A 21,141-nucleotide genomic window follows, 5' to 3' on the forward strand; every position below is an offset into this window, starting at 1 on the left:
CCTTCAGGACCTTCGGGCTGTTCGGAACCTTCAGGGGTTGAAGGCGGGCGGGGCAGGACTGTCAGGGGCGACAGCGTCGGGGGCCGCTCGCGAGGACGTGATGAGGTACGGGGTGAGAACTACGGGTTGTGCCATACCAACCAACCGGCCGCTTATCTCAAGGCATGATTGAACTCTTGAGACATGTCCCCGTCAATACAAAGGTCTACGGAATCCAGTACGTCGTGCGGAGCCCTCGACCCCGCGCCATCACTTCTTGGCCGCGGCTGCTTCTCCGTCCAGGTGCCGGAGTTCAGGGGCAGCAGGACGCGGAAGCGCCGGGATCAAGGCCGGCCGAGGCGCCTGGGAGCGGGGGACGATTACGTGAGCCGCATGGGAGAACGGACCGGCGCGACGCCGGAAATGCCCTGACCCGGGTGTGCGATTCCGCGTGATCCCGGCTCCGGTCAGGCGGACTTCACGCGGACTCCCGCGCAACCCGCGGGAGTGGGGCGGCCCTTGCCTCGCTCGCACGGTCCCGAACTTTGAACTCTCCGATGACAAAGTATGGACATGTCAAGCGGAAGTCCTCTAGCTTGACGGCTCAAGTGCAGCGCCACCGCAGCAGACCGGAGCGAAATCCGGCACGGTCCGGTCCCCTACTCGTGGAGGACCAATGCGCCACCGTCTGTTTCCACGCGCCCGAAGACACCTCACCCCCCTGTTGTTCGCGGGAGCCCTGACCGCGGGACTGTGCTCCGCTCCGTCGGCCGCCGCCGCTCCCGCGGCCATTCCGCCCCAGGAGCCCGGGGTCACGCTGCGCGTGTTCGACGTGCAGACGCCGCTGAGCAAGCTGTGCACCCTGAAACCGGGGCAGACTCCCAACCACGACAAGCTGATGCCGACGGTCGACTGGTCCACGGAGGCCGACTTCGGCGGACTGTCCGACCACTTCGTCGCCGAGGCGTCGGGTTATCTGAACGCTCCGAGCGACGGCTCGTACGTGTTCCGGCTGACCAGTGACGACGGCTCACGGCTGGCGGTCGACGGCGACACGGTGATCGATCACGACGGGCTCCACGGTGCCGAGCCGAAGGACGGCACGGTCCATCTCACCGCCGGGGCGCACCCGTTGCGCATCGACCACTTCGAGCGCGACGGCGGGCAGCGGCTCCAGCTGGCCTGGAAGCCGCCGGGCGAGAGCGACTTCACGGTCGTACCGCGCGAGGCGCTGAGCACCGATGCCGGGGTCGTCCGGGTCACGGCGCCGGGCCGCAAGGAGTGCGAGGCGAGCGGCGACTCTCCCGGCGACGGTCTTCCGCTCACCGGCGTACGTCCCGACCTGGCCCTTACCGATCTGCGCCCGGACGGCTTCAAGCCGCAGGTCTCCGGCATGGACTGGCTGCCCGACGGGCGTCTGGCGATCAGCACGTGGGGCGGCACCGACAACGTTGCCGGGGAGGTGTACCTGCTCGGCAACGTCACCGGCACCACCAGCCGCGACAAGGTCACCGTCACCAAGGTGGCGAGCGGGCTGCGCGAGCCCATGGGGATCAAGTACGTCGACGGGGCGCTGTACGTCTCGCAGAAGCACGAGCTGACACGGCTCGTCGACCGGGACGGCGACGAGGTGACCGACGAGTACCGGACGGTCGCGACCTGGCCGTACGGAGGGAACTTTCACGAGTTCGCCTTCGGCCTGCTCTACCGCGACGGCCACTTCTACGTGAACCTCTCCGTCGCCATCGACCTCGGCGGCGCGACCACCGTGCCGCAGCCGGCGCCGGGCCGCGGGGCCACGTACAAGGTCAGCAAGCGGACGGGGAAGATCAGCCCAGTGGCAGGAGGACTGCGGACGCCCAACGGCATCGGCTGGGGACCCGACGGCAGCATCTTCGCCACCGACAACCAGGGCGGATGGCTTCCTTCGTCGAAGCTCGTGCAGATCAAGCAGGACCGCTTCTTCAACCACTACACCGAGCCCGCCGGCCCCTTCGACGACTCCCCCGTCACCGAGCCGGTGCTGTGGCTGCCGCAGAACGAGATCGCCAACTCGCCTTCCACTCCCCTGTATGTGAAGAAGGGCACCTTCGCCGGCCAGATGCTGCTGGGTGACGTCACCTACGGCGGCCTGCAGCGCGCCTACCTGGAGAAGGTGAAGGGCCAGTACCAGGGGGCCGTCTTCCGCTACACCCAGGGGCTCGAAGCAGGCGTCGACCGCGTCACCCAGGGGCCCGACGGCGCGATCTACGTCGGCGGGCTGGGGGCCGACGGCAACTGGGGCCAGGAGGGCAAGCTCAAGTTCGGTCTGCAGAAGCTGACGCCGAACGGCGGGAACACGTTCGACGTCCGGACCATGCGCGCCGTGCCCGGTGGCTTCGACCTGACGTACACCCAGCCGGTGTCCGAGGCCACCGCCGGACAGCTGGCCGCCCGCTACCGTGCCGAGCAGTGGCGCTACACGCCGACCGCGGACTACGGCGGCCCGAAGATCGCCGAGGAGCAGCTGTCGGTGCGCTCTGCGACGCTCTCGAAGGACCGGCGTACCGTCAAGCTCCGGCTGGAGGGCCTGAAGCCGGGCCGTGTGGTGCACCTCCGCTCTCCGCGTCCCTTCACGTCGGACTCCGGTGAGCAGTTGTGGAGCACCGAGGCCTGGTACACCCTCAACCGGGTCCCCGGCGAGCAGCCACCTCCCGCGACCCGGTACGAGGCGGAGGAGGCACGCCTGACGGGCACGGCCGGCGTGAACACCGACCACGTCGGCTATTCCGGCAGCGGCTTCGTGGACCGTTACGCCACCGAGGGCAAGGCCGGTACGACGTTCGACGTGACGGTCCCGAAATCGGGCGCCTACGACGTGGGGCTGCGCTACTCCAACGGGCCGAACCCGTTCCGGGGCACCAAGTCCCTGTCCCTGTACGTCAACGGGAAGAAGCTGCGGCAGACACAGCTCGCCCCGACCGACGACTGGGACTCCTGGTCGACGCGGACCGAACGGCTGACGCTGCGTGCCGGGAGCAATACCGTCTCCTACCGGTTCGACGCGGGCGACACCGGCCATGTCAATCTCGACCTGCTCAGCGTCCGTCCGCACGGAGCCCAGGTGCCGCTCTTCGACGGCACGGCCGCCTCCCAGGCCCAGTGGCAGCACACGGACGGTCGGGATCTGCGATGGCCGCTCAGTGACGAGAAATCGATGGAGGTGTGCTGCGGCGACATCCGCACCAAGGACGCGTACCAGGACTTCGGACTGCACCTGGAGTTCCGGGTACCGCTGCTTCCCCCCGATGTCACCGGGCAGGATCGCGGGAACAGTGGCGTCTTCCTCCAGGACCGTTACGAGCTCCAGATCCTCGACTCCTACGGTGACACCTCGCTCGACACCGACGAGGCGGGGGCGTTCTATCTGAAGCGTGCTCCCGACACCAACGCGGCGACGGCACCCGAAACCTGGCAGACCTACGACATCGACTTCCGTGCGGCCCGTTTCGACGACAGTGGCCGCAAGACCGCCGATGCCCGGGTCACGGTGGTGTGGAACGGGCAGAAGGTCCACGACGACATCGCCCTCGACGGACCGACCGCGTCGGGCCGGTCCGAGACTCCTGCCGCGGGAGCGATCCGGCTGCAGGACCACGGGAACAAGGTGAGGTTCCGCAACATCCGGATCACTCCGCTGACGTGATCCCCGTCGTGCCGGGCGGCCCTCGCGGCCGCCCGGCACATTTTTACGTGGCCGCGAAGGATCCGAGGGACGCCTCACCGACGGTTCAGACGCGCGCGTCGGACGCCAGCGCCGTGAACGCCGACCAGGCACGGCGGGAAACGGCCAGCGCCTGACGCCGGGTGTCCTTCGAGTCCCGGACATGAACGGCTTCGGGGCGCATGGCGACCTCGACGCAGTTGTCGCCCGAGCTGCCGCTGTAGCTGCTCTTGACCCAGGCCGGTTCGGTAGTGGTCATAGCGCTCCTTGCATCTGTTCCAGCAAGCTTGCCGTGGCTTCGTGATCGAGGGCCTGCGAGCGCAGCTTGCCATAGCGTTGGAGCATTGCGCTGACGTCTTTGGGCGGTGTGATCAGGTTGCTTGACTGCTGGCCCTCGGAGTAGCCCACCCACTCGTGTTTAGGCGTCTCCGCGAGATACATCAGACCGTCGACACCTGCGTGATCGTACATCCGCAGGGGCATCACCTGAATCTCGATGTTCCTTCGCCCACCCTGTTCGAGCAAGTGCCCCAAGAGCACGCGGGTGACCTCCGGTCCGCCCATGTTCCTTTCAAGTAAAGCCTGTTCGATGATGAAACTGAAGGCTGTGTTCGGCCTCTCGGTGAGCAACTGCTGCCGTTCCAGTCGAGCGGACACCTGGCGTTCGATCTGGTCGTCGGACAGCGGCGGTAGCCGTCGCGCGAAGATCGCCCGAATGTAAGCTTCCGGCTGCAACAACCCCGGAATCGCCCGGCACTCGTACGCGTACAGCGAGATCGCTTCCTCCTCGATGCCCGCCCACTGTCGAAACCACGTCGCCAACCCCACCTTGCGCGTCAGGCTTCTCGCGGCTGCTCCCAGTACCCGTCCCGCGCCCGCGCCCAGCACCTCGTCCGACCGGTCCAGCAGGTCCCTCGGCGGGAACCGCTTGCCCTGCTCGATCTTGGCGATGTAGGCGGTCGAGTACCTCACCAGCGGGGCGAACTGCTCCTGTGTCCGCAGTGCCTTCAGGACCGCGCCGAAGGTCCTGAAGGCTGTCCGACAGTTCCGGTTCGCAGCCCCCGTCGGCCCCGCCTTCCCGCCTTGCGGCACTCCCGCCCGCCCCACCGCCGTTGTCCGTCGCCATCGCAGCCGCCTTCCCCTGTGCCGCCGGGCCCGCCCGCGTCGCCCTGCTCCCGAGCACGCGCCCGAACGCGTTCCGTACCGTGTGCCGTACGCGCTGCGCCACGCCCGGCCGACCTATGCTCACGTACAGCGACGGGCCCAGTCCAGCGGGTGAACCAGTACAGCGCGGTCTGTATCGGCGCCGGACCTGCCGACGAACCCTCCGCTCCCCGCAGGCTGACCCCATGTCAGCCCTTTCCTCCCGGACCACCGGCCCGGTACGTACGTTCACGCAGCGCTTCTCCGCCACGCGGCGTGGGGCCCGGCTCGCCCGGCTGCTCGCCGCGCATCAGCTCACCGAGCGGGGTCACCCACACGGCGCGGCTGCGTACGACACCATCGTCCTCGTCGTCGCCGAACTCGCCGCGAACGCCCTTCTTCACGGCTGCGTGCCCGGACGGAATTTCTCCCTGTCCCTCGCCTGCGACGATGTGCGGGGCGTCATCCGTATCGAGGTGTCCGACACCCGCCCCGGCCCTCGGGCCCCCACGGTGGCCGCGGCAGAGGAGGAACACGGCCGTGGCCTGCCCCTCGTCGACGCGCTCGCCACACGCCGGGGCGTGACGGGCCGTATCGGCCCCGGCAAGACCGTCTGGGCCGAGTGCGCGACCGTCGCGGACGAGCCCCGGTCCACGAGGGTGCCGCCGGAGAGGGACGCCGCCTCGGCGTCACCGCGAGGATGCCCGTGACACGCTCCTGCTCCTCACCTTGTCAGTGTCCCGAATACGGATGTATAACGTTGTAAAACTCGAGCCCAGCGGCTCGGCGCCCGGCTCACGGTGGCGGCGCCCGCATCTGCACCGGTCCCCGGTTCGGGCCGCTCACGAAGGGATTGCCGTGCGGGTCAGCCTCAAGGACGTCGCCGCGCACGCGGGGGTCTCCATCAAGACCGTCTCCAATGTGGTGAACAACTACCAGCACGTCACCCCCGCCATGCGCGAGCGCGTCCAGAGATCCATCGACGCTCTGGGCTACCGGCCCAACCTGACCGCCCGCCACCTGCGCAAAGGGCGTACGGGCATCATCGCGCTCGCCCTGCCCGAACTGGGCAACCCCTACTTCGCCGAACTCGCCGCCGCCGTCATCGACACCGCGGCCGAGCACGACTACACCGTGCTGCTCGACCACACCGGGGGCCGGCGCGAGCAGGAGATCCTGGTCAGCCAGGGGTTCCGGGCCAGGGTCATCGACGGACTCATCCTCAGCCCGATCGAGCTGGAGGCCAAGGACTTCCGGGACCGCGAGGAGCCCGTGCCGCTGGTCCTGCTCGGCGAACGGGAGTACGACCTGCCGTACGACCACATCGCCATCGACAATGTCGCCGCCGCGCGCGCCGCCGTCCGGCACCTGGTCTCGCTGGGCCGCCGGAGGGTGGCGTTCATCGGAGCGCGCCGGGGCCGCAGTCAGCCCGCCCAACTGCGCGTGCAGGGCTGGCGCGAGGAGCTCACCGCCGCCGGACTCCCGGCCGACGGGAGCCTGGTCGCCGCCACCGACGGTTGGGGACACGCGGACGGAGCTGCGGCGATGGCCCACATCCTGGACGCCGGGGAGCGCCCCGACGCGGTGTTCGCCTACAACGACCCGATGGCCATCGGGGCGATGCGGGTCCTCCACGAGCGTGGCCTGCGGGTCCCCGAGGACATCGCGGTCGTCGGATTCGACGACGTGCTCGAAGGGCGCTTCAGCGCGGTGACGTTGACCTCCGTGTCACCGGACAAGGCCGCCATCGGCCGTCTCGCCGTGGAGTCGGTGCTCGCCCGGCTCCACGACGCGGCTCCGGAGCCACGCCGCATCTGGGCGGACTACCGGCTGGTCGAACGGGAGAGCACGCTGGGCCGGCCCTCGGGCACCGGCGGCGCGGGCGCCTGATCCCCGGCCCACCCGTCCCTCCCTTCCCCGCGTTCCTCCCATCCCGCCTTGTGCGCAAGGGGTTTACAGCATCCTTCCAACGATGTAAAAACCTGATGGCGGCGCACCGGACGCCGCTTCGCACACAGGGAGCACCACCAGTTCCGCGCGCCTACAGCTCCCCAGTTCCCTTTCAGCGTCACCCGGATCGGGGTCACCATGCAGCGCACCACTCACCGCTCTCAGCTCCTCGCCCGTCCCGTGATCGTGGCCATGGCCGCCACGGTGGCCCTCACCGCCACCTCCTGCGCGAAGTCGGAGGACGACGCGTCGGCCGGCAAGAAGTCCCCGTCCGCCGCGGCTGACGCGGGCCAGAAGGTCGCCTCGCCGAAGCCGGGCGGCAAGACCTGCACCATCGACGCGTACGGCGGCGAGAAGCTGGACCTCAAGGGCGCGACCGTCGGCTTCTCCCAGTCGGAGAAGGAGGCCAACCCGTTCCGCATCGCCGAGACGCAGTCCATCAAGGACGAGGCGGCGAAGCGGGGCGTCAAACTGCTGACGGCCAACGCCCAGTCGCAGTTCTCCAAGCAGATCAGCGACGTCCAGGACCTGCTCGCCAAGGGCGCCGACCTGCTGGTCATCGCGCCGCTCAACTCCGACGGCTGGGACCCGGTGCTGCAGGCCGCCGCCGCCAAGAAGGTCCCGATCATCACGATCGACCGCAAGATCAACGCCACGGCCTGCGAGGACTACGTCTCCTTCATCGCCTCGGACTTCGTCGAGCAGGGCCGGCGGGCCGCCGACCGGATGATCGAGGCCACGGGCGGCAAGGGCGAGGTCGCGATCCTGCTGGGCGCGGCCGGGAACAACGTCACCACCGAACGCACCAAGGGCTTCAAGGACCGTGTGGCCGAGAAGGCCCCCGACCTGAAGGTCGTCTTCGAGCAGACCGGCGACTTCGCCAGGGAGAAGGGCCAGCAGGTCACCGAGCAGCTCATCCAGTCCAAGCCCGGCATCAAGGGCATCTACGCGGAGAACGACGAGATGGGCCTGGGCGCGGTGGCCGCGCTCAAGGGCGCGGGCAAGAAGGCCGGCGACGTCGAGATCGTCACGGTCGACGGCACGCGCAACGCCGTGCAGGGCATCGTGGACGGCTGGATCACCGGTGTGATCGAGTCCAACCCACGGTTCGGCCCGCTGGCGTTCGAGACGCTGGACACCTTCACACAGGGCAAGGAAGTGGCCCAGGACATCATCATCGAGGACGGCGCGTACACCACCGGGAACGCCGAGCAGGACCTCGGCAGGGCCTACTGATCCCCCCGCGGGGCCCGGCCTGCCCGGCGGGCCCCGCCACCGCGTCACCCCTCACTTCCTGACCCACTTCCTGGAGGCACAGGTGGCTCCCCCCGCCGAAGTCCTCGCCGTCCGCGGACTGAGCAAGACCTTCCCCGGCGTCCGGGCCCTGGACGACGTGGACCTGACCCTGCACCCGGGCGAGGTCCACGCCCTGATCGGCGAGAACGGCGCCGGCAAGTCGACCCTCATCAAGCTGCTCACCGGGGTCCACCGGCCCGACGCCGGTGACATCGTTTTCCAGGGCCGCGACGTCTCGTTCGCCACACCGCTGGAGGCCCAGAAGGCCGGGATCTCGACCATCTACCAAGAGGTCAACCTCATCCCGCTGCTGAGCGTGGCCCGCAACCTCTTCCTCGGCCGCGAGCCGCGCACCCGCTTCGGCCTGCTGGACTTCGCCCGCATGCACAGGGAGGCCGAGGAGACGCTGCGCGCCTACGGGGTCCGGGTGGACGTCCGCCTGCCGCTGCGTGCCCTCGGGGTGGGCGCCCAGCAGATGGTCGCCCTGGCCCGCGCGGTGGCCACCGCGGCACGCGTGGTCATCATGGACGAACCGACCTCCTCCCTCGAACCGCGGGAGGTCGAGACACTGTTCTCGGTGATCCGGCGGCTGCGCGACGACGGCATCGCGGTCGTCTACGTCAGTCACCGTCTGGACGAGCTGTACGCCGTGTGCGACACGGTCACCGTGCTGCGCGACGGGCGCCGGGTCCATCACGGCCGGCTCGCCGACCTCGACCGTCTCTCCCTGGTGTCGACCATGCTGGGCCGGGAGCTGGGCGAGGTCCGCGAGGAGGGCCTGACCAAGTTCACCGGCGACCACCACACCGCCGGTACCCAGCCCGTGCTGGAGGCACGGGATCTGACGGTCCCGCACCGGCTGCGGGGCGTGTCCGTGACGATCCGGCCCGGCGAGGTGGTGGGGCTCGGCGGGCTGCTCGGGTCCGGGCGGACCGAGACGGCCAAGGCCATCTCCGGTGCGCTGGCGACGAGTTCGGGCCGGGTCGTGGTGGCCGGTGTGCCGCTGCGCGGCGGGTCCACGCCCGCCGCCATCCGGGCCGGGGTCAGTCTGCTGCCCGAGGACCGCAAGAGCGAGGGCATCGTGCCCGGTCTCTCGGTCCGCGAGAACATCGCGCTGGCCGTGCTGCCCCGGCTGTCCCGCTTCGGTCTGGTCTCCGAAGCACGCGTCGACGGTGTCGTCGACACGTTCATCGAGCGGTTGCGCATCAAGGCGTCCTCGCCGCACCAGAAGGTCGGTGAACTGTCCGGCGGCAACCAGCAGAAGGTGCTGCTCGCCCGCTGGCTGGCGATGAACCCCAAGGTGCTGCTGCTGGACGAGCCCACCCGGGGCATCGACGTCGGGGCCAAGGCCGAGGTGCAGAAGCTCGTGGACGAACTGGCCGAGGACGGCCTGGCCGTCCTGCTCATCTCCTCCGATCTGGAGGAACTGATCGAAGGGTCCGACCGCGTGGTCGTACTGAAGGACGGTGCGGTCGTCGGCGAGCTGGCCGGCGACGAGGTCACCGAGGACACACTCATGCGGACCATCGCCGGGCATGCCCCGGCCGGACACACGGCCGGGCGTACGGCCCGGGTCACAGCCGCGGAGGAGGCCGGCGATGGCTGAAGCCGCTCTCCGCACCGCGCCGTTGGACCGGGCCCGCGTCCTGCAGTGGCTGCAGACCTACGGCGTCCACGCCGGCGTGGCGCTGCTCCTGGTCGTCAACATCGTCATCACCCCGCACTTCCTGTCCGCGGAGAACTTCCGCACCCAGGCCGTGCAGGTCGCCCCCGTCATCATCGTCGCGATCGGGATGGCCCTGGTCATCGGCACCGAGGGCATCGACCTGTCGGTCGGTGCGGTGATGGCCCTCGCGGCGTCCGTGACGGCCCTCTACCTCGGCTACGGTCTGCTGCCGGCGCTGCTGGTGGTGGCGGTGTTCGCCGCCGCGATCGGGCTGGCCAACGGGGCGCTGGTCGCCCTTGTCGGGGTGCAGCCGATCGTGGCCACCCTGGCACTCATGGTCGGCGGCCGGGGCCTCGCGCTGGTGCTGCTGCCGCAGCTGGAGGATCTGCGCAACCCGAATCTCGCCTCCCTGGGGTCCGGCGACGTGCTGGGCATCCCGTACCTGATCCTCGTCGCCGCCGCCCTGGCGCTGCTGGCGGCGTTCGTGGTGCGCCGCACCACGTTCGGACGCCAGCTCCTCGCCATCGGCGACAGCCGGCCCGCGGCGCAGCTGGCCGGTCTGCCGGTGCGGCGTGTGCTGATCATCGTGTATGTGCTGTGCGCGCTGCTCGCGGCCGTGGCGGGCGTCCTGGCCACCGCGCGGCTCCAGGCCAGCGACCCGACCTCGCTGGGCAATCTGATGGAGCTGTCCGCCATCACCGCCGTCGTGGTCGGCGGGACCCCGCTGACCGGCGGCCGGGTCAACATCGCCGGCACCGTGGCGGGAGCCGTCCTCATCCAGCTGCTCACCGCCACCCTCATCAAGCACGATCTGCCGCCTTCGTGGACCCAGATCGCGCAGGCCATTGTGATCGTGTGCGCGGTCTACGCGGCACGGGGACGGGGGAAGCGATGACCGCCACGAAGACGGACGTGCCCGTGACCGCCGCGGGCGGCGAACCGCCGAAGGACACCGGGCCCGAGGGCTCCGCGCGCAAGGAGCGGCTGAGCGCCCTGGTCCAGCAGCACGGGGCGCTGGCCGTGCTGGTGATCGTCTCCCTGGTGGCGTCGTTCGGCTTCGACTCCTTCGCCACCGGGGACAACGTCGGCAACATGGCGACGAGTTCGGCGTTCCTGGCGATCGTCGCGCTCGGGATGACCTTCGTCATCATCACCGGGGGCATCGACCTGTCGGTCGGTTCCCTGTTCGCCCTGGGCGGTGTTCTGGCGGCCTGGGGATCGCGGCACGGGACGCCGGTGGCGCTGCTGCTGCCCCTGGTGGTGTGCGGCGGGATCGGCGTCGTCAACGGACTGCTGGTGGCCCGTTCCCGGCTGGCGCCGTTCATCGTCACGCTGGCGGCGATGCTCGGGGCGCGCGGCCTGATGCTGGCCCTCACCGACGAGGGCGCCGAGACGTATCTGATCGGCAAGGGCTCCTTCCTCGCCGAACTCGGCCAGGGCACCGCCTTCGGCGTCGGCAACCCGGTGTGGATCACCCTGGCGCTGTTCGTCGCGGGTGCCGTCGTGCTGCGCCGAACCCGCTTCGGGCAGCATGTGTACGCGGTCGGCGGCAACGAGGACGCGGCGGCCCTGATGGGCGCTCCGGTGGCCCGTACGAAGATCCTCGTCTACACGCTGTCCGGGCTGCTGGCCGGGCTGGCGGGCGCGCTCAACGCGGCGTGGCTCGCCTCTGGGGTGACCATCCTCGGCAACGGGATGGAGCTGGAGGCCATCTCCGCCGTCGTGATCGGCGGCACCCTGCTCACCGGCGGCCTCGGTTTCGTCAGCGGCTCCCTGGTCGGGGTCCTGCTGCTCAAAGTGATCCAGAACGTCATCAACCAGATCGGCTCCCTGGACTCCTCCTACCAGCAGGTCGTCAGCGGCGCCTTCCTGGCCGTCGTGGTCGTCGCCCAGACCTGGCTGGGCCGCAGACGCCGGCTGCTGTGAAGCTCCGGACGCGGCGGCCCTCCCTCCCCGGACCGGCTGCCGCGTCCGGCTTTCGGTGCGGCCGGCCACCTGAAGGGTCGTCCCCGGCCTCCCCGACCGTTCCTGCTGCTCCTTCGAGTCGCAAAACCGTCCCATCGAGTATCTGCGCCTCTACGACGCCCGGTTGTGGCCTGCCACCCCGGGCGGTACGCGTACCTGGGACAACCCCGCTCTGTCCGCGGAGGACACCACCGGACCGTGGTGGCGCCCTGGGCACCGTGAGCGGTGTTCGGCACCCGGGGTGACGGGCGGCGGCGGTCCCGGGGCCGGCGGCCCCTGCGTGTCCCGGGCCGGCGCTCCCCCGACGGACGGAAGGTGCGGGTGCCGACGGCACCCGCACCTTCCCGCTCCTGCCGGCACTGCCGGCAGGCACGGGGGACCGTGCCTGCCGGCCGCCCGCCTACGGCTTCTCCCGGTCGTGCAGGGCGCTCACCTCCCCGGCGGTGAGTGCCCTGTCGTACGCGTGGACCTCGTCCACCGCGCCGTCCCAGAAATCGGTGTCGCCGCCGTTCCACTGGGCGCGGCCCACGGCGAGCGGACCCGAGCCGACGTAGGCGGGGCCGGCGGCGGAGGTCGCCGCCAGGGTGCCGTCGACGTAGAGGTCGATCTCGTCGCGGGCATCGTCACGGACACCGACGAGGTGGTACCAGCGGCCCGTGTCCGGCTTCGTCTCCAGCCGGGCGCGCTTCCCGCCGGGGGTACTGAAGGCGAAGGCGCCCTGCCCGTACTGCAGGTAGAAGGGGCTGGCCTGGCGCCGCCCGTCCTGACTGATCGCGGTGGCGTAGTTGCCGGGGAGCGAGTCGAGCCTGACCCAGCCGGCGACGGAGTAGCTGCCGGTGGTGTCGAGCACGGGGCCGGCCGTCTCGGCGTGCCCGCCCTGCCCGTCGAACTCGAGCGCGCTGCCGCGGACACCGGGGGTCCAGCCGGCGCCCTCGGTGAGCGTCAGGGGCTTGCCGTTGGGTCCGCCGTCCTTCGCGGTGGTGCCGGTGCCCTCGTCGAGGGTCCAGCGGCCGCCGCCCTTCAACTGCTCCCGCTCGCCCGCGGCGGCGCCGGCCGCGATGACCTTGCGGTTGACCTCACGCACCCGGACCGGGTCGACCTTGATCTCCCGGCGGTCGTAGGTGTAGAGGCCGTTGAGCTCGTTCTCCAGGTCGGTGATCTGCGTGTACACCGAACCGGAGAGTTCGGCGGCGGCCTGGTCGAGGTAGAACCGCTCGGTGTTCTCCACGTACTTGCGGGTCAGCGCCTCCTTGTCGGCGACCCCGCTGTAGATCACCGTCGGCGTGCCCGGCCACATGTGGCCCGGGGTGCGCAGGGTGAAGCCGCCGTGCTCACCGTCCATGGCCGCCCGGTGATCGGGGAACGGCGGGTCGTCGTTGTTGTAGTCGTGGTGGTCGATGATGTCGCCCTTGCCCGAGTCGCCCTTGGAGTTGCAGCAGTTGACACCGCTGTGGGCGTTGACGACGCGGGAGGGGTCGGCGGCCTTCACCGACTCGGCGATGCGACCGCTCTCCTCGCGGTTCCACTCGCCCCAGCCTTCGTTGAAGACGATCCAGCCGATGACCGAGGGCGAGTTGTGGTGCTGGCGCATCATCTCGCGGCCCTGGTCGACGAAGGCCTTCTGTCCGGTCCCGTTGGTGATGTTCCCGGAGACGAAGTCCTGCCAGACCAGCAGGCCGAGCTTGTCGGCGTGGTAGAACCAGCGCGCCGGCTCCACCTTGATGTGCTTGCGGACGGCGTTGAAGCCGAGCTTCTTGTGTGCCTCGAGGTCGAAGGCCAGCGCCTTGTCGCTGGGGGCGGTGTAGAGGCCGTCGGGCCAGAAGCCCTGGTCGAGGGTGGCGAGGGAGAAGACGGGCTTTCCGTTGAGCACCAGCTTCTGGTAGCCGCCGACCTCCTCGATCCCGATCTCGCGCATACCGAAGTAGCTGCCGACCCTGTCGGCCGACCTGCCGTCGGTCAGTCTGACGTCGAGGTCGTAGAGGTAGGGGTCGTCGGGGCTCCACAGGTGCTGTTTCGTCACGGGGAGTTGGAGCCGGCGGTTGGCAGGTCCGCTGATCTTGCCGACGACCTTCCCGCGGACGTCGCGGGCGACGGCCTCCACGCGCGCCTTCGAGGAGGCGCCCTCGGACTCGACGGTCACCGCCAGGCTGCTGGTGTCGATATCGGGCGTGGTGACGACGTTGTCAATGGCCGTGTCGGCGACGGGCTCCATCCAGACCGTCTGCCAGATCCCGGACGACTGGGTGTAGAAGATGCCGCTGGGACGGGTGTGCTGCTTGCCCGTCGGCTGGTCGGCGCCGCCGGTGTCGGTGACCGCGACCACGACCTCCTGCGCTCCCCTGCCCTTGAGTGCGTCGGTGATGTCGGCGCTGAACGCGGTGTAGCCACCGGTGTGTTCGGCGACCTTCTTGCCGTTGACCCAGACGCGGGCCTGGTAGTCCACGGCGCCGAAGTGGAGCTTCAGCCGCTTGCCCTCGCCGACCTTCCAGTTGTTCGGCACCTCGACGAGCTTGCGGTAGAACATGTGGTCCTCGTGCCGCTCGAGCCCGGACAGCTGGGACTCGACGGGGAACGGCACGGTGATCTTCTCGTCCAGGTTCCTGCCGAAGACCGGCTGCTCGCCCGCCTTCGCACCGCTGAACTGCCAGGTCCCGTTGAGGTTCTTCCACTGGGACCGCACCTGCTGCGGACGGGGGTGCTCCGGCAGCGGGTTCTTCCTGTCCAGCTTGTCGCTCCACTCCGTGGTGAGACGGTGGCTGGAGGCGTTCGTCGCGTAGCGGACGATCCGGGGCACGGTCTTGCCGCCGGCCGTCAGGCCGCCCTCGCCGTCGTAGGTGAACCGGACCTGCTGGTTCTTCTGGATCGGCTTCGCGAGGGTGACGAGGAGGGAGGTGCGGTCGCCGGGAGCGGCCTTCACCGACTTGACCGGCATGGCGGTCGTGTCGGCCTCGATCCTCAGATGCTCTGCGACCTCGTCGAGGTCGCCGACCCGGTCCTCGAAGCGTGCGCGTAGCCGCTTCCCGTCCTCGGCGACCGACAGGTCCACCGGAAAGACCGCGAAGCCTGCGGGCGGGGTGAACGCCGACTCGGGGACGAGCTGCTTGGGCGTCGTCGGGCTCGACCAGCGCAGGAACATGTTCGACCCGCCGAGGTCCTGGAACATCTCCAGCCGGAAGGTGTGCTGTTCACCGGCGGCCAGCCTGATCGGCTCGCTGGTCTGCTCCCTGTCCCAGTCCGGCTCCCAGTGGTCGATGACCGGCTTGTCGTCGATGAAGAGGCGGAATCCGTTGTCGCCGATGGCGTAGAACGTGTAGTCGCCGGTCGTCGGGGCCTCGATCTGCCCCGTCCAGCGAGCGGTCGTGTGCTCCGTCTTCCCGGTCAGTTCCTCGAATGTGCTCGTCAGGCCGGAGAAGTTGATCTGCGGCTCCAGGAGGGTGCCGCCGAGCTCGGCGAAGTCCCTGGCTCCCGGCGCCGACATGCTGAAGTACTCGCCCTTCAGGCCGTGCGGCTCGACGGCGGCATCGGCTGCCGCACCGGCGGTACGCGCGGACGTGCTGCCGCTCGCGGATTCCGCGGCCGCCGCGGCGGGAACCGCGGCACTCGTGGGCAGGACCAGGGCCGCGGCGGTCAGCAGAGCCCACCACCGGGCTCTCGGGCGGGTGTGTTGTCTTGTCATCGAACCTTTCCTCGCGCAGGGGGCTTGGAGACAGGACGAAACGGACTGCATCAGGTGAACGGCCCGGCCGGTTGGGGGTGTTCACCGGCGGCCGACGCGGGCCCGCCGGTACGGTACGGCACCGGCGCTGCGATGGCCGGAGAACCTTTCAACGTTGGAAATTCACTGTGCAGCGGAATGACAACACGTCGCCGAACGGCTGTCCAGACCTCGCGCACAGTCGGCCGGCCGTCAGGAACCGGCGCCGCCGGGGCGGGCCGACGGTCTTCGCGGGCGTGTGAGGGGGCATGCGACGGGGGATGTTCCAGGCGGGCTGCTGCTGTCGCACCGGCCCGGACGGGGGCGGGGTGCCGCGGCGGGCCACGGGCGCCTGCGGCCCGCCGCCGCGGCGCAGTCCTCAGGGGATGCGGGCGACTCCGACGTACAACGGGATCTGCTCACCTCGGCTGTGCTGCTTCCCGGACTCCGGGTGCCGGCGCTCCGCGAGTTCTATGCCGGGGTCGATCAGCTCGAGTCCCGCGAAGAACCTGGCGAACTCGTCGCGTGACCGGACCTGGGCGGAGGTCCCTCCCTTGCGGTAGACCTCGACGACACGCTCCCAGGTCTCGGCGTCGAAGTCTCCTGTCGCACGGGAGAGAACCAGATAGCTGCCGGAGGCGAGGGACTTGAGCAGTTCGGACACGATCCGGTAGGGGTCGTCCTCCTCTGCCACCAGGTGCAGCAGGGCCACCAAGGACAGGGTGACCGGCTGCTCGAAGTCGAGGGTCTCCCTCGCCGCCGCGAGGATCTTCCCCGGCTCCCTCGCGTCGGCCTGGATGTAGGCGGTGCTGCCCTGCGGTGTGCTGTGCAGGAGCGCCTCGGAATGCCTGAGGACGATCGGGTCGTTGTCCGCGTACACCACGCGGGCCTCGGGTGTGATTTTCTGGACGATCTGGTGGAGATTGGGTTCGGTGGGTATTCCGGTGCCTATGTCGAGGAACTGACGGACTCCCCGCTCCGCGAGCAGCCGGGCGGCCCGGTGCATGAAGTCGCGATGATCCGCGCCATTTCCTTCACGTCGGGGAAGAAGGAGATCACCTTCTCAGCGGCTTCCCAGTCGACGGGATAGTTGCCCTTTCCGTCGAGGAATTAGTCGTACATGCGGGCCGACTGGGGTTTGCCGGTGTCGATGTCGTCCGCGTTGAATCCCGTGTCTGTCACTTCAGTCCTCCGCTACGGCATCGGCGTGGTGATTCATTTCATTCAACTGGTACCGACCAGTACACTTCAATGCGCTTCTGCACGGACGCGCCCGGCGTGTTCCAGACAGGTCTCAGGCGACGAGGAAGTCCACCGCTCCCGACTTGGCCGCCCTGACCAGTTCGGCGATCGCGGCGGTGGTGCAGATGAGGGCGGGGCCATCGGGGTCCGTCGACTGCCTCAGCGCCACCCTCCCACCGCCGAGTTTCTTCACCTCGACACAGTTTCCGTTATTGCTGCCGCTCCACGGTTTGCGCCACCCCTCGGTTCCCAGATCACCTGCGGCGTTCATCACGTGCTTCATCATTCCCACTCCTTGCGGACGTCCGAAAGGAATTCCCTGGTGCGCCCCTTGGACATGGCTTGGGCGCTCATCCGGTCGAGCACCTCACGGTGCAGCGTGACTTCCCTCCGATCCTCGCTGTACTGGGCGCCGCTGAGATTGTCCGTGCCGACGATGTCCGGGAAATCCGGCATCGGAAGACGGAAGAGAGTGAAGGGCCCGAATGCGCCAGGGTGCAGTCCTGCGGTGAAGGGCAGCACCTGAAGTGTGACGTTCGACAGGTCCGTCACCTCGATCAGACGGTCGATCTGCGCCTTCATGACCTCGGGCCCGCCGGCCGGTCGCCGCAGGACGGTCTCGTCCATGACGATCCACAGCCGGGGCGTGACCGGGTCCCGGCGGGTGAGCAGCGCCTGACGCTCCATCCGCAGTGCCACGCGCCGGGTCAGCTCCTCCGGCGCCGGGTGGGGGCGGTTCAGCCTCAGGACGTCGCGGGCGTAGTCCTCGGTCTGGAGAAGTCCCGGGACGACGTGGGGTTCATAGCCCCGTATGTGAGTGGCCGAGTTCTCCAGACTGACGTGCGCCGCGAACCAGTTCGGCAGGGCATCACGGTAACTCCTCCACCAGCCGGGCTGGTTGGCCTGGTCGGTCAGGGCAAGGAACTCCCGGGCCTCGTCCTCCGGTACGCCGTAGATCTCCAACAGCGCCTTGATCGTGGCCCACTTCAGAGTGACCTTGGCCTGCTCCATTCTGGTGACCGTGGTGTGGGCCTGGCGCAGCCTGGCACCGACATCCTGCGCCGAGAGGCCCTTGGTCCGCCGCAATTCCTGGAGCCGTCTTCCCAGCGCCATCTGAAGGACGGTCGGGGCCGACCGCGGTGCGCTCACGTCGCATGCCTCCTCGAACGACCGGCCGCCGAGCAGTCTGCCACGGGCTTCGCCTCGCGGACAGCTGCACAGCAAAGTTGTGCACTGTGCAAAGTGATGGGTTGTCAGAGTCCTGGCGGGGCAATCATAGTGACGGGATGACCAGGTTTCTCCGGACCGCACGCCAGGCGCCGGCTACGCATGGCCACGTGGACGCCTGTCATGACCGCTCCCACAGCGCGCGGCATCCGGTGCTCCCCCACGTTAGGAATCGTTCGTGGCCTTAACCGACGCCACCCCCACGGCCGGTGGCACCCCTCCCCCCGACCTCGGCGCCGCCGCCTGCCGGGCCGCCTACTTCCTGCCCTCCGACCACAGAACCGTCGGGAGGGCCCGTCACCTCGTGGCGGAGCAGCTCGGCGTCTGGGGTGTCGTCCCGGACGACTGCGACACAGCGGCCCTCGTGGTGAGCGAGCTCCTCACCAACGCCGTCCTCCACACGAGCAGCCGGAGAATCGCCTGCACTCTGGGAGCCACGCCGGACCTGGTGCTGATCCAGGTCACGGACGACGGCAGCGGTCCGTCCGTGCCCCGGACGCGACGGGCCGGTTCCCGGGACGAGGTCGGACGCGGACTGCTGCTGGTCAAGGCCGTGTCGGAGCACTGGGGGGTGGGGGTCCCCGAGCACGGGGACGGCCGGACCGTGTGGGCGATGCTGCGCACGACCAGGTCCTGAGCCCGCAACCGCTCCGGAATGAGGGTACGGAACCACGTTCCGTACAGCAGGTCCGGCAGCGGAGGGAGCGACGCGGTGAGCGACACCGACAGCAGCGGCAGCGGCAGCGGCAGCGGCAGCGGCAGCAACGAGGCGGGACACGCGGGCCGGCCCAAGCGGACGGACTCCCGGCGCAACGAGAAGACGCTGCTCGACGCGGCGGCCACCGTCTTCGTCACCTCGGGCGTGGATGCGCCGGTGCGCGAGATCGCGGCCGAGGCCGGTGTCGGGGTGGGCACGATCCACCGCCACTTCCCGACCCGGGCGGATCTCATCATCGCCGTCTACCGACACCAGGTCGAGGCCTGCGCGGTGGGCGGTCAGCGGCTGTCGGCCTCCCTCGCCGCCTGCTCCAGCCGGCGTCGGTGGGCCTCCCACCAGGCAGCGTCACCGGACGGCAGGCCGCTCGCTCCCTTCCCCCAGCCAACGGCCCCGTCGATGAGCTCCCGCACGATGTCCGCCTGGCCGGCGTGCCGGTGGGTGTCGGCGATCACGCGCACCAGGAGGTGGTGCAGCGTGGTCTCCCTCCGCTCCTGAGGCCACCATGGGACGTGGCCGACGGTGTCGAGCGGAAGTGCCGCGAACGTGCTGTCCGCGTGCTCCCAGGCCCGGTGGTAGAGCGCGACGATCTCCTCGCGCGACTCGTCCGCGGTGGCCCACATGTCCGCGTTGGGTTCGCCGTCCTGCGTGTACCACCAGGACGGCGGATCCTGCCGGAAGAACGGCCGGCCGAACACATCGCCGAAGTAGCCCAGTTCCACTCCGGCGGCGTGCTTGACCAGCCCCAGCAGGTTGGTTCCGGTAGGCGTCAGCGGGCGGCGGACGTCGTACTCCGAGAGCCCTTCGAGTTTCCACACGAGGGCTTGTCTGGCGTCCTGCAGATAGCGGGTCAGGTCCGCTTTCGGGTTCGGTTCCGTCATGTCCCGCAGTCTCGCACCAGGCACTGACATTGATGCTGATACTCAGGTTCCGGTGGTCGTGACTCGGGCACTGACTGACGCCCTACTGGGCTGTCTTCCGGCTGTTCTGTCCGGCCGCCGGGACCTGTTCTCATGGCTCCGGCCCGGCGGAACATGACCTGATAGCGCCTCTGTGTGTCAAGCGGCCTGAGCGAGGTGGTTCCGTAGATCTCGTTTCATGATCCGGTAGACCACGTTGGACAGCCGTCGTTTGAGGGCCCTGCGGGCTTCCGAAGGGGTCTTCCCCTCACTGATCTTGCGGAGGCAGTAGTCCTGTCCGCGCCCGCCGTCGCGGATCCGGCAGACGGCGATGGTGTGCAGCACCGAGTTCAGCGCGCGGGTGTCGGCCGGCGGCGGCACGCTCTCAGTGAGCCGGCCCGAGGGCGGCAAGGAACACTACGGGCCCGTGCCGACCAACACCCTGGACGCTACGGCTGCAGACCGAGCATCTGGGCCCTATTGAACAAGTCAGGAGCCTGGCCAGAAGCCCCCTCAATGTCCTGTCTGCGCCACCCGGCCGGTGCCCACCTCCGGTTGGGAAGGCATCATCAGCATGACATCAGAGGTTGGAGCGGACACCGCGGACCAGGACGTGTTCGGCGGGGTCGACTCCCATGCCGACACCATTACCGAGCCGACGTCGGCCCGTGCCCAGTTCTGTGGCGTCCTTGGGCTCCGGTGCCTGATGGCGCTCGGGTCAACACCGATTCGCCCGCTCCCGCCCGCTTTCGATAGGCGTCGCTTCCTCAGCGGGCAGGCCGAGGAGGCAACGGGGGAAGGGCAGCGCTGTCGAGCTGCCTAGATCCGGGTGAGGAACGCCCGGACCGCGGCGGCGAACGCGTCGGGGGCTGTGGTGTAGATGAGATGGTCGGCGTCCAGCTCGGCCGACACGGTGCCTGCGCGGCGCTCGACCATGGCACGGACCTGCTCGGGCGGGATGACTCCCTTGGTGCCGTGGGCCAGCAGGGCCGGGCAGGCAGTGGCCGTCCAGTCGTCCCAGTGGTCACCGTGGACCTGCTCCTCGGACTGGTACATCTCCTGGGGGTGGAAGGGCAGCCGCCAGGTGCCGTCCGCGTTCTCCCGTAGCCGGTCGGAGAAGTACGGCGCGGCCGGGCCCAGGCCTGCGACCAGCGCGTCGCGGGTGGACGCCTGGTAGGGCAGGTTCAGCAGGAAGCCGAGGGGGTTCGCCCCGTCCAGGCCCAGGGCGGCGGGACCCTCGGCGTTGACGAGCGCGCTGACGCGCTCGGGGCGGTGGGCGGCGAACTGGTAGGCGTTGATGGCGCCGAGGGAGTGGCCGAGCAGCACGACACGGTCCAACTCCAGGTGGTCCAAGAGGGCTTGGAGGTCGGCGAGGTATCCCTCCCGCGAGTAGTCGGTGGCACGGTCGGACTCCCCCTGGCCGCGCTGGTCCGGGGCGATCAGCCGCCACTCGGGGCTCAACGCCCGGGCGAGGTGGGCGAACGTGACGCCCTCGGACAGGTGACCGTGCAGCGCGACCAGCGGCCGGCCGGTCCCGCCGAAGTCGAGGTACGACAGCCGACGGCCGTCAATGACGAGTTCGGCGCGGGTGGCGGTGTCGTTCGCGGTGATGCCACTCATGGCAGATCCCCCATCTCGGTTGCGAGGAAAAGGACCGTAGCG

15 protein-coding genes and 3 pseudogenes are annotated in these 21,141 nt (G+C 69.5%); 9 read left to right on the forward strand and 9 right to left on the reverse strand.

Features of this window, described 5'->3' with window-relative positions:
• Nucleotides 1–655 precede the first annotated feature (655 nt).
• On the forward strand, nucleotides 656–3,664 hold the full coding sequence (locus ACFP2V_RS21525) for a 3-keto-alpha-glucoside-1,2-lyase-like domain-containing protein (protein ID WP_381214820.1): 3,009 nt from the start codon (nucleotides 656–658) through the stop codon (nucleotides 3,662–3,664).
• 85 nt (nucleotides 3,665–3,749) lie between these two features.
• Here ACFP2V_RS21525 and ACFP2V_RS21530 read toward each other — a convergent pair whose 3' ends face one another.
• A complete protein-coding gene (locus ACFP2V_RS21530; RefSeq protein ID WP_381214823.1) occupies nucleotides 3,750–3,941 on the reverse strand; it encodes a DUF397 domain-containing protein in 192 nt (63 codons plus the stop codon).
• Nucleotides 3,938–4,808 (reverse strand): annotated as a pseudogene (locus tag ACFP2V_RS21535) (helix-turn-helix domain-containing protein). The gene ACFP2V_RS21530 and the pseudogene ACFP2V_RS21535 overlap by 4 nt, the downstream one beginning before the upstream one ends.
• Before the next feature lie 223 nt (nucleotides 4,809–5,031).
• On the opposite strand from ACFP2V_RS21535, the gene ACFP2V_RS21540 reads away from it, so the two are divergent.
• The 6 genes from ACFP2V_RS21540 to ACFP2V_RS21565 all read left to right on the forward strand — a co-directional run bounded on the left by ACFP2V_RS21540 (nucleotide 5,032) and on the right by ACFP2V_RS21565 (nucleotide 11,663).
• The gene (locus ACFP2V_RS21540; RefSeq protein WP_381214826.1) at nucleotides 5,032–5,535 is read left to right on the forward strand and encodes an ATP-binding protein; all 504 of its coding nucleotides are present in this window, start codon (nucleotides 5,032–5,034) and stop codon (nucleotides 5,533–5,535) included.
• Between the two features lie 148 nt (nucleotides 5,536–5,683).
• The gene (locus ACFP2V_RS21545) at nucleotides 5,684–6,715 is read left to right on the forward strand and encodes a LacI family DNA-binding transcriptional regulator (RefSeq protein WP_381214829.1); all 1,032 of its coding nucleotides are present in this window, start codon (nucleotides 5,684–5,686) and stop codon (nucleotides 6,713–6,715) included.
• Nucleotides 6,716–6,913: 198 nt separating this feature from the next.
• Nucleotides 6,914–8,011, forward strand: a complete 1,098-nt coding sequence (locus tag ACFP2V_RS21550; protein WP_381214832.1) for an ABC transporter substrate-binding protein — start codon at nucleotides 6,914–6,916, stop codon at nucleotides 8,009–8,011.
• An 82-nt stretch (nucleotides 8,012–8,093) separates the two neighbouring features.
• On the forward strand, nucleotides 8,094–9,677 hold the full coding sequence (locus tag ACFP2V_RS21555; RefSeq protein WP_381214835.1) for a sugar ABC transporter ATP-binding protein: 1,584 nt from the start codon (nucleotides 8,094–8,096) through the stop codon (nucleotides 9,675–9,677).
• Nucleotides 9,670–10,632 carry an ABC transporter permease gene (locus tag ACFP2V_RS21560; RefSeq protein ID WP_381214838.1) on the forward strand — a complete coding sequence of 321 codons (963 nt, stop codon included), beginning with the start codon at nucleotides 9,670–9,672 and terminating at the stop codon, nucleotides 10,630–10,632. The genes ACFP2V_RS21555 and ACFP2V_RS21560 overlap by 8 nt, the downstream gene beginning before the upstream one ends.
• Nucleotides 10,629–11,663 carry an ABC transporter permease gene (locus ACFP2V_RS21565; protein ID WP_381214841.1) on the forward strand — a complete coding sequence of 345 codons (1,035 nt, stop codon included), beginning with the start codon at nucleotides 10,629–10,631 and terminating at the stop codon, nucleotides 11,661–11,663. Before ACFP2V_RS21560 ends, ACFP2V_RS21565 begins: the two co-directional genes overlap by 4 nt.
• 439 nt (nucleotides 11,664–12,102) lie before the next feature.
• Here the strand turns inward: ACFP2V_RS21565 and ACFP2V_RS21570 are convergent, their stop codons facing one another.
• The 4 genes and pseudogenes from ACFP2V_RS21570 to ACFP2V_RS21585 form a co-directional block, all read right to left on the reverse strand.
• Nucleotides 12,103–15,378: a LamG-like jellyroll fold domain-containing protein gene (locus ACFP2V_RS21570; RefSeq protein ID WP_381214843.1), complete on the reverse strand. Its 3,276-nt coding sequence runs from the start codon at nucleotides 15,376–15,378 to the stop codon at nucleotides 12,103–12,105.
• A gap of 397 nt (nucleotides 15,379–15,775) precedes the next feature.
• A pseudogene (locus ACFP2V_RS21575) lies at nucleotides 15,776–16,578 on the reverse strand (SAM-dependent methyltransferase).
• A gap of 112 nt (nucleotides 16,579–16,690) precedes the next feature.
• A complete protein-coding gene (locus ACFP2V_RS21580) occupies nucleotides 16,691–16,921 on the reverse strand; it encodes a DUF397 domain-containing protein (RefSeq protein ID WP_381214917.1) in 231 nt (76 codons plus the stop codon).
• A complete protein-coding gene (locus ACFP2V_RS21585) occupies nucleotides 16,921–17,787 on the reverse strand; it encodes a helix-turn-helix domain-containing protein (RefSeq protein ID WP_381214846.1) in 867 nt (288 codons plus the stop codon). The genes ACFP2V_RS21580 and ACFP2V_RS21585 overlap by 1 nt, the downstream gene beginning before the upstream one ends.
• A 256-nt stretch (nucleotides 17,788–18,043) precedes the next feature.
• Here ACFP2V_RS21585 and ACFP2V_RS21590 point away from each other — a divergent pair, with 256 nt between their 5' ends.
• Together ACFP2V_RS21590 and ACFP2V_RS21595 are read left to right on the forward strand one after the other, a co-directional pair.
• Nucleotides 18,044–18,502 carry an ATP-binding protein gene (locus ACFP2V_RS21590; protein WP_381214850.1) on the forward strand — a complete coding sequence of 153 codons (459 nt, stop codon included), beginning with the start codon at nucleotides 18,044–18,046 and terminating at the stop codon, nucleotides 18,500–18,502.
• A 75-nt stretch (nucleotides 18,503–18,577) separates the two neighbouring features.
• Nucleotides 18,578–18,880, forward strand: a pseudogene (locus ACFP2V_RS21595) (TetR/AcrR family transcriptional regulator); the annotation flags it as partial.
• On the opposite strand, the gene ACFP2V_RS21600 reads toward ACFP2V_RS21595, so the two are convergent.
• From ACFP2V_RS21600 to ACFP2V_RS21610, 3 genes are all read right to left on the reverse strand, one after another.
• Complete coding sequence (locus ACFP2V_RS21600) at nucleotides 18,862–19,461, reverse strand: DinB family protein (RefSeq protein WP_381214853.1); 600 nt, start codon at nucleotides 19,459–19,461, stop codon at nucleotides 18,862–18,864. The pseudogene ACFP2V_RS21595 and the gene ACFP2V_RS21600 overlap by 19 nt on opposite strands.
• Before the next feature lie 177 nt (nucleotides 19,462–19,638).
• Nucleotides 19,639–19,860: a hypothetical protein gene (locus ACFP2V_RS21605; protein ID WP_381214856.1), complete on the reverse strand. Its 222-nt coding sequence runs from the start codon at nucleotides 19,858–19,860 to the stop codon at nucleotides 19,639–19,641.
• A gap of 438 nt (nucleotides 19,861–20,298) precedes the next feature.
• Nucleotides 20,299–21,099 carry an alpha/beta fold hydrolase gene (locus tag ACFP2V_RS21610; RefSeq protein ID WP_381214859.1) on the reverse strand — a complete coding sequence of 267 codons (801 nt, stop codon included), beginning with the start codon at nucleotides 21,097–21,099 and terminating at the stop codon, nucleotides 20,299–20,301.
• Nucleotides 21,100–21,141 lie beyond the last annotated feature (42 nt).

This window comes from Streptomyces incanus (assembly GCF_042656345.1).
Taxonomy (GTDB): Bacteria; Actinomycetota; Actinomycetes; order Streptomycetales; family Streptomycetaceae; genus Streptomyces; species Streptomyces incanus.

What these genes read in the sequence shown, in the direction of transcription:
- ACFP2V_RS21525 (WP_381214820.1), top strand. Translation starts at nt 656, where the DNA reads ATGCGCCACCGTCTGTTTCCACGCGCCCGAAGACACCTCACCCCCCTG.
- ACFP2V_RS21530 (WP_381214823.1), bottom strand. Translation starts at nt 3,941, where the DNA reads ATGACCACTACCGAACCGGCCTGGGTCAAGAGCAGCTACAGCGGCAGC.
- ACFP2V_RS21540 (WP_381214826.1), top strand. Translation starts at nt 5,032, where the DNA reads ATGTCAGCCCTTTCCTCCCGGACCACCGGCCCGGTACGTACGTTCACG.
- ACFP2V_RS21550 (WP_381214832.1), top strand. Translation starts at nt 6,914, where the DNA reads ATGCAGCGCACCACTCACCGCTCTCAGCTCCTCGCCCGTCCCGTGATC.
- ACFP2V_RS21560 (WP_381214838.1), top strand. Translation starts at nt 9,670, where the DNA reads ATGGCTGAAGCCGCTCTCCGCACCGCGCCGTTGGACCGGGCCCGCGTC.
- ACFP2V_RS21565 (WP_381214841.1), top strand. Translation starts at nt 10,629, where the DNA reads ATGACCGCCACGAAGACGGACGTGCCCGTGACCGCCGCGGGCGGCGAA.
- ACFP2V_RS21570 (WP_381214843.1), bottom strand. Translation starts at nt 15,378, where the DNA reads ATGACAAGACAACACACCCGCCCGAGAGCCCGGTGGTGGGCTCTGCTG.
- ACFP2V_RS21580 (WP_381214917.1), bottom strand. Translation starts at nt 16,921, where the DNA reads ATGAAGCACGTGATGAACGCCGCAGGTGATCTGGGAACCGAGGGGTGG.
- ACFP2V_RS21600 (WP_381214853.1), bottom strand. Translation starts at nt 19,461, where the DNA reads ATGACGGAACCGAACCCGAAAGCGGACCTGACCCGCTATCTGCAGGAC.
- ACFP2V_RS21610 (WP_381214859.1), bottom strand. Translation starts at nt 21,099, where the DNA reads ATGAGTGGCATCACCGCGAACGACACCGCCACCCGCGCCGAACTCGTC.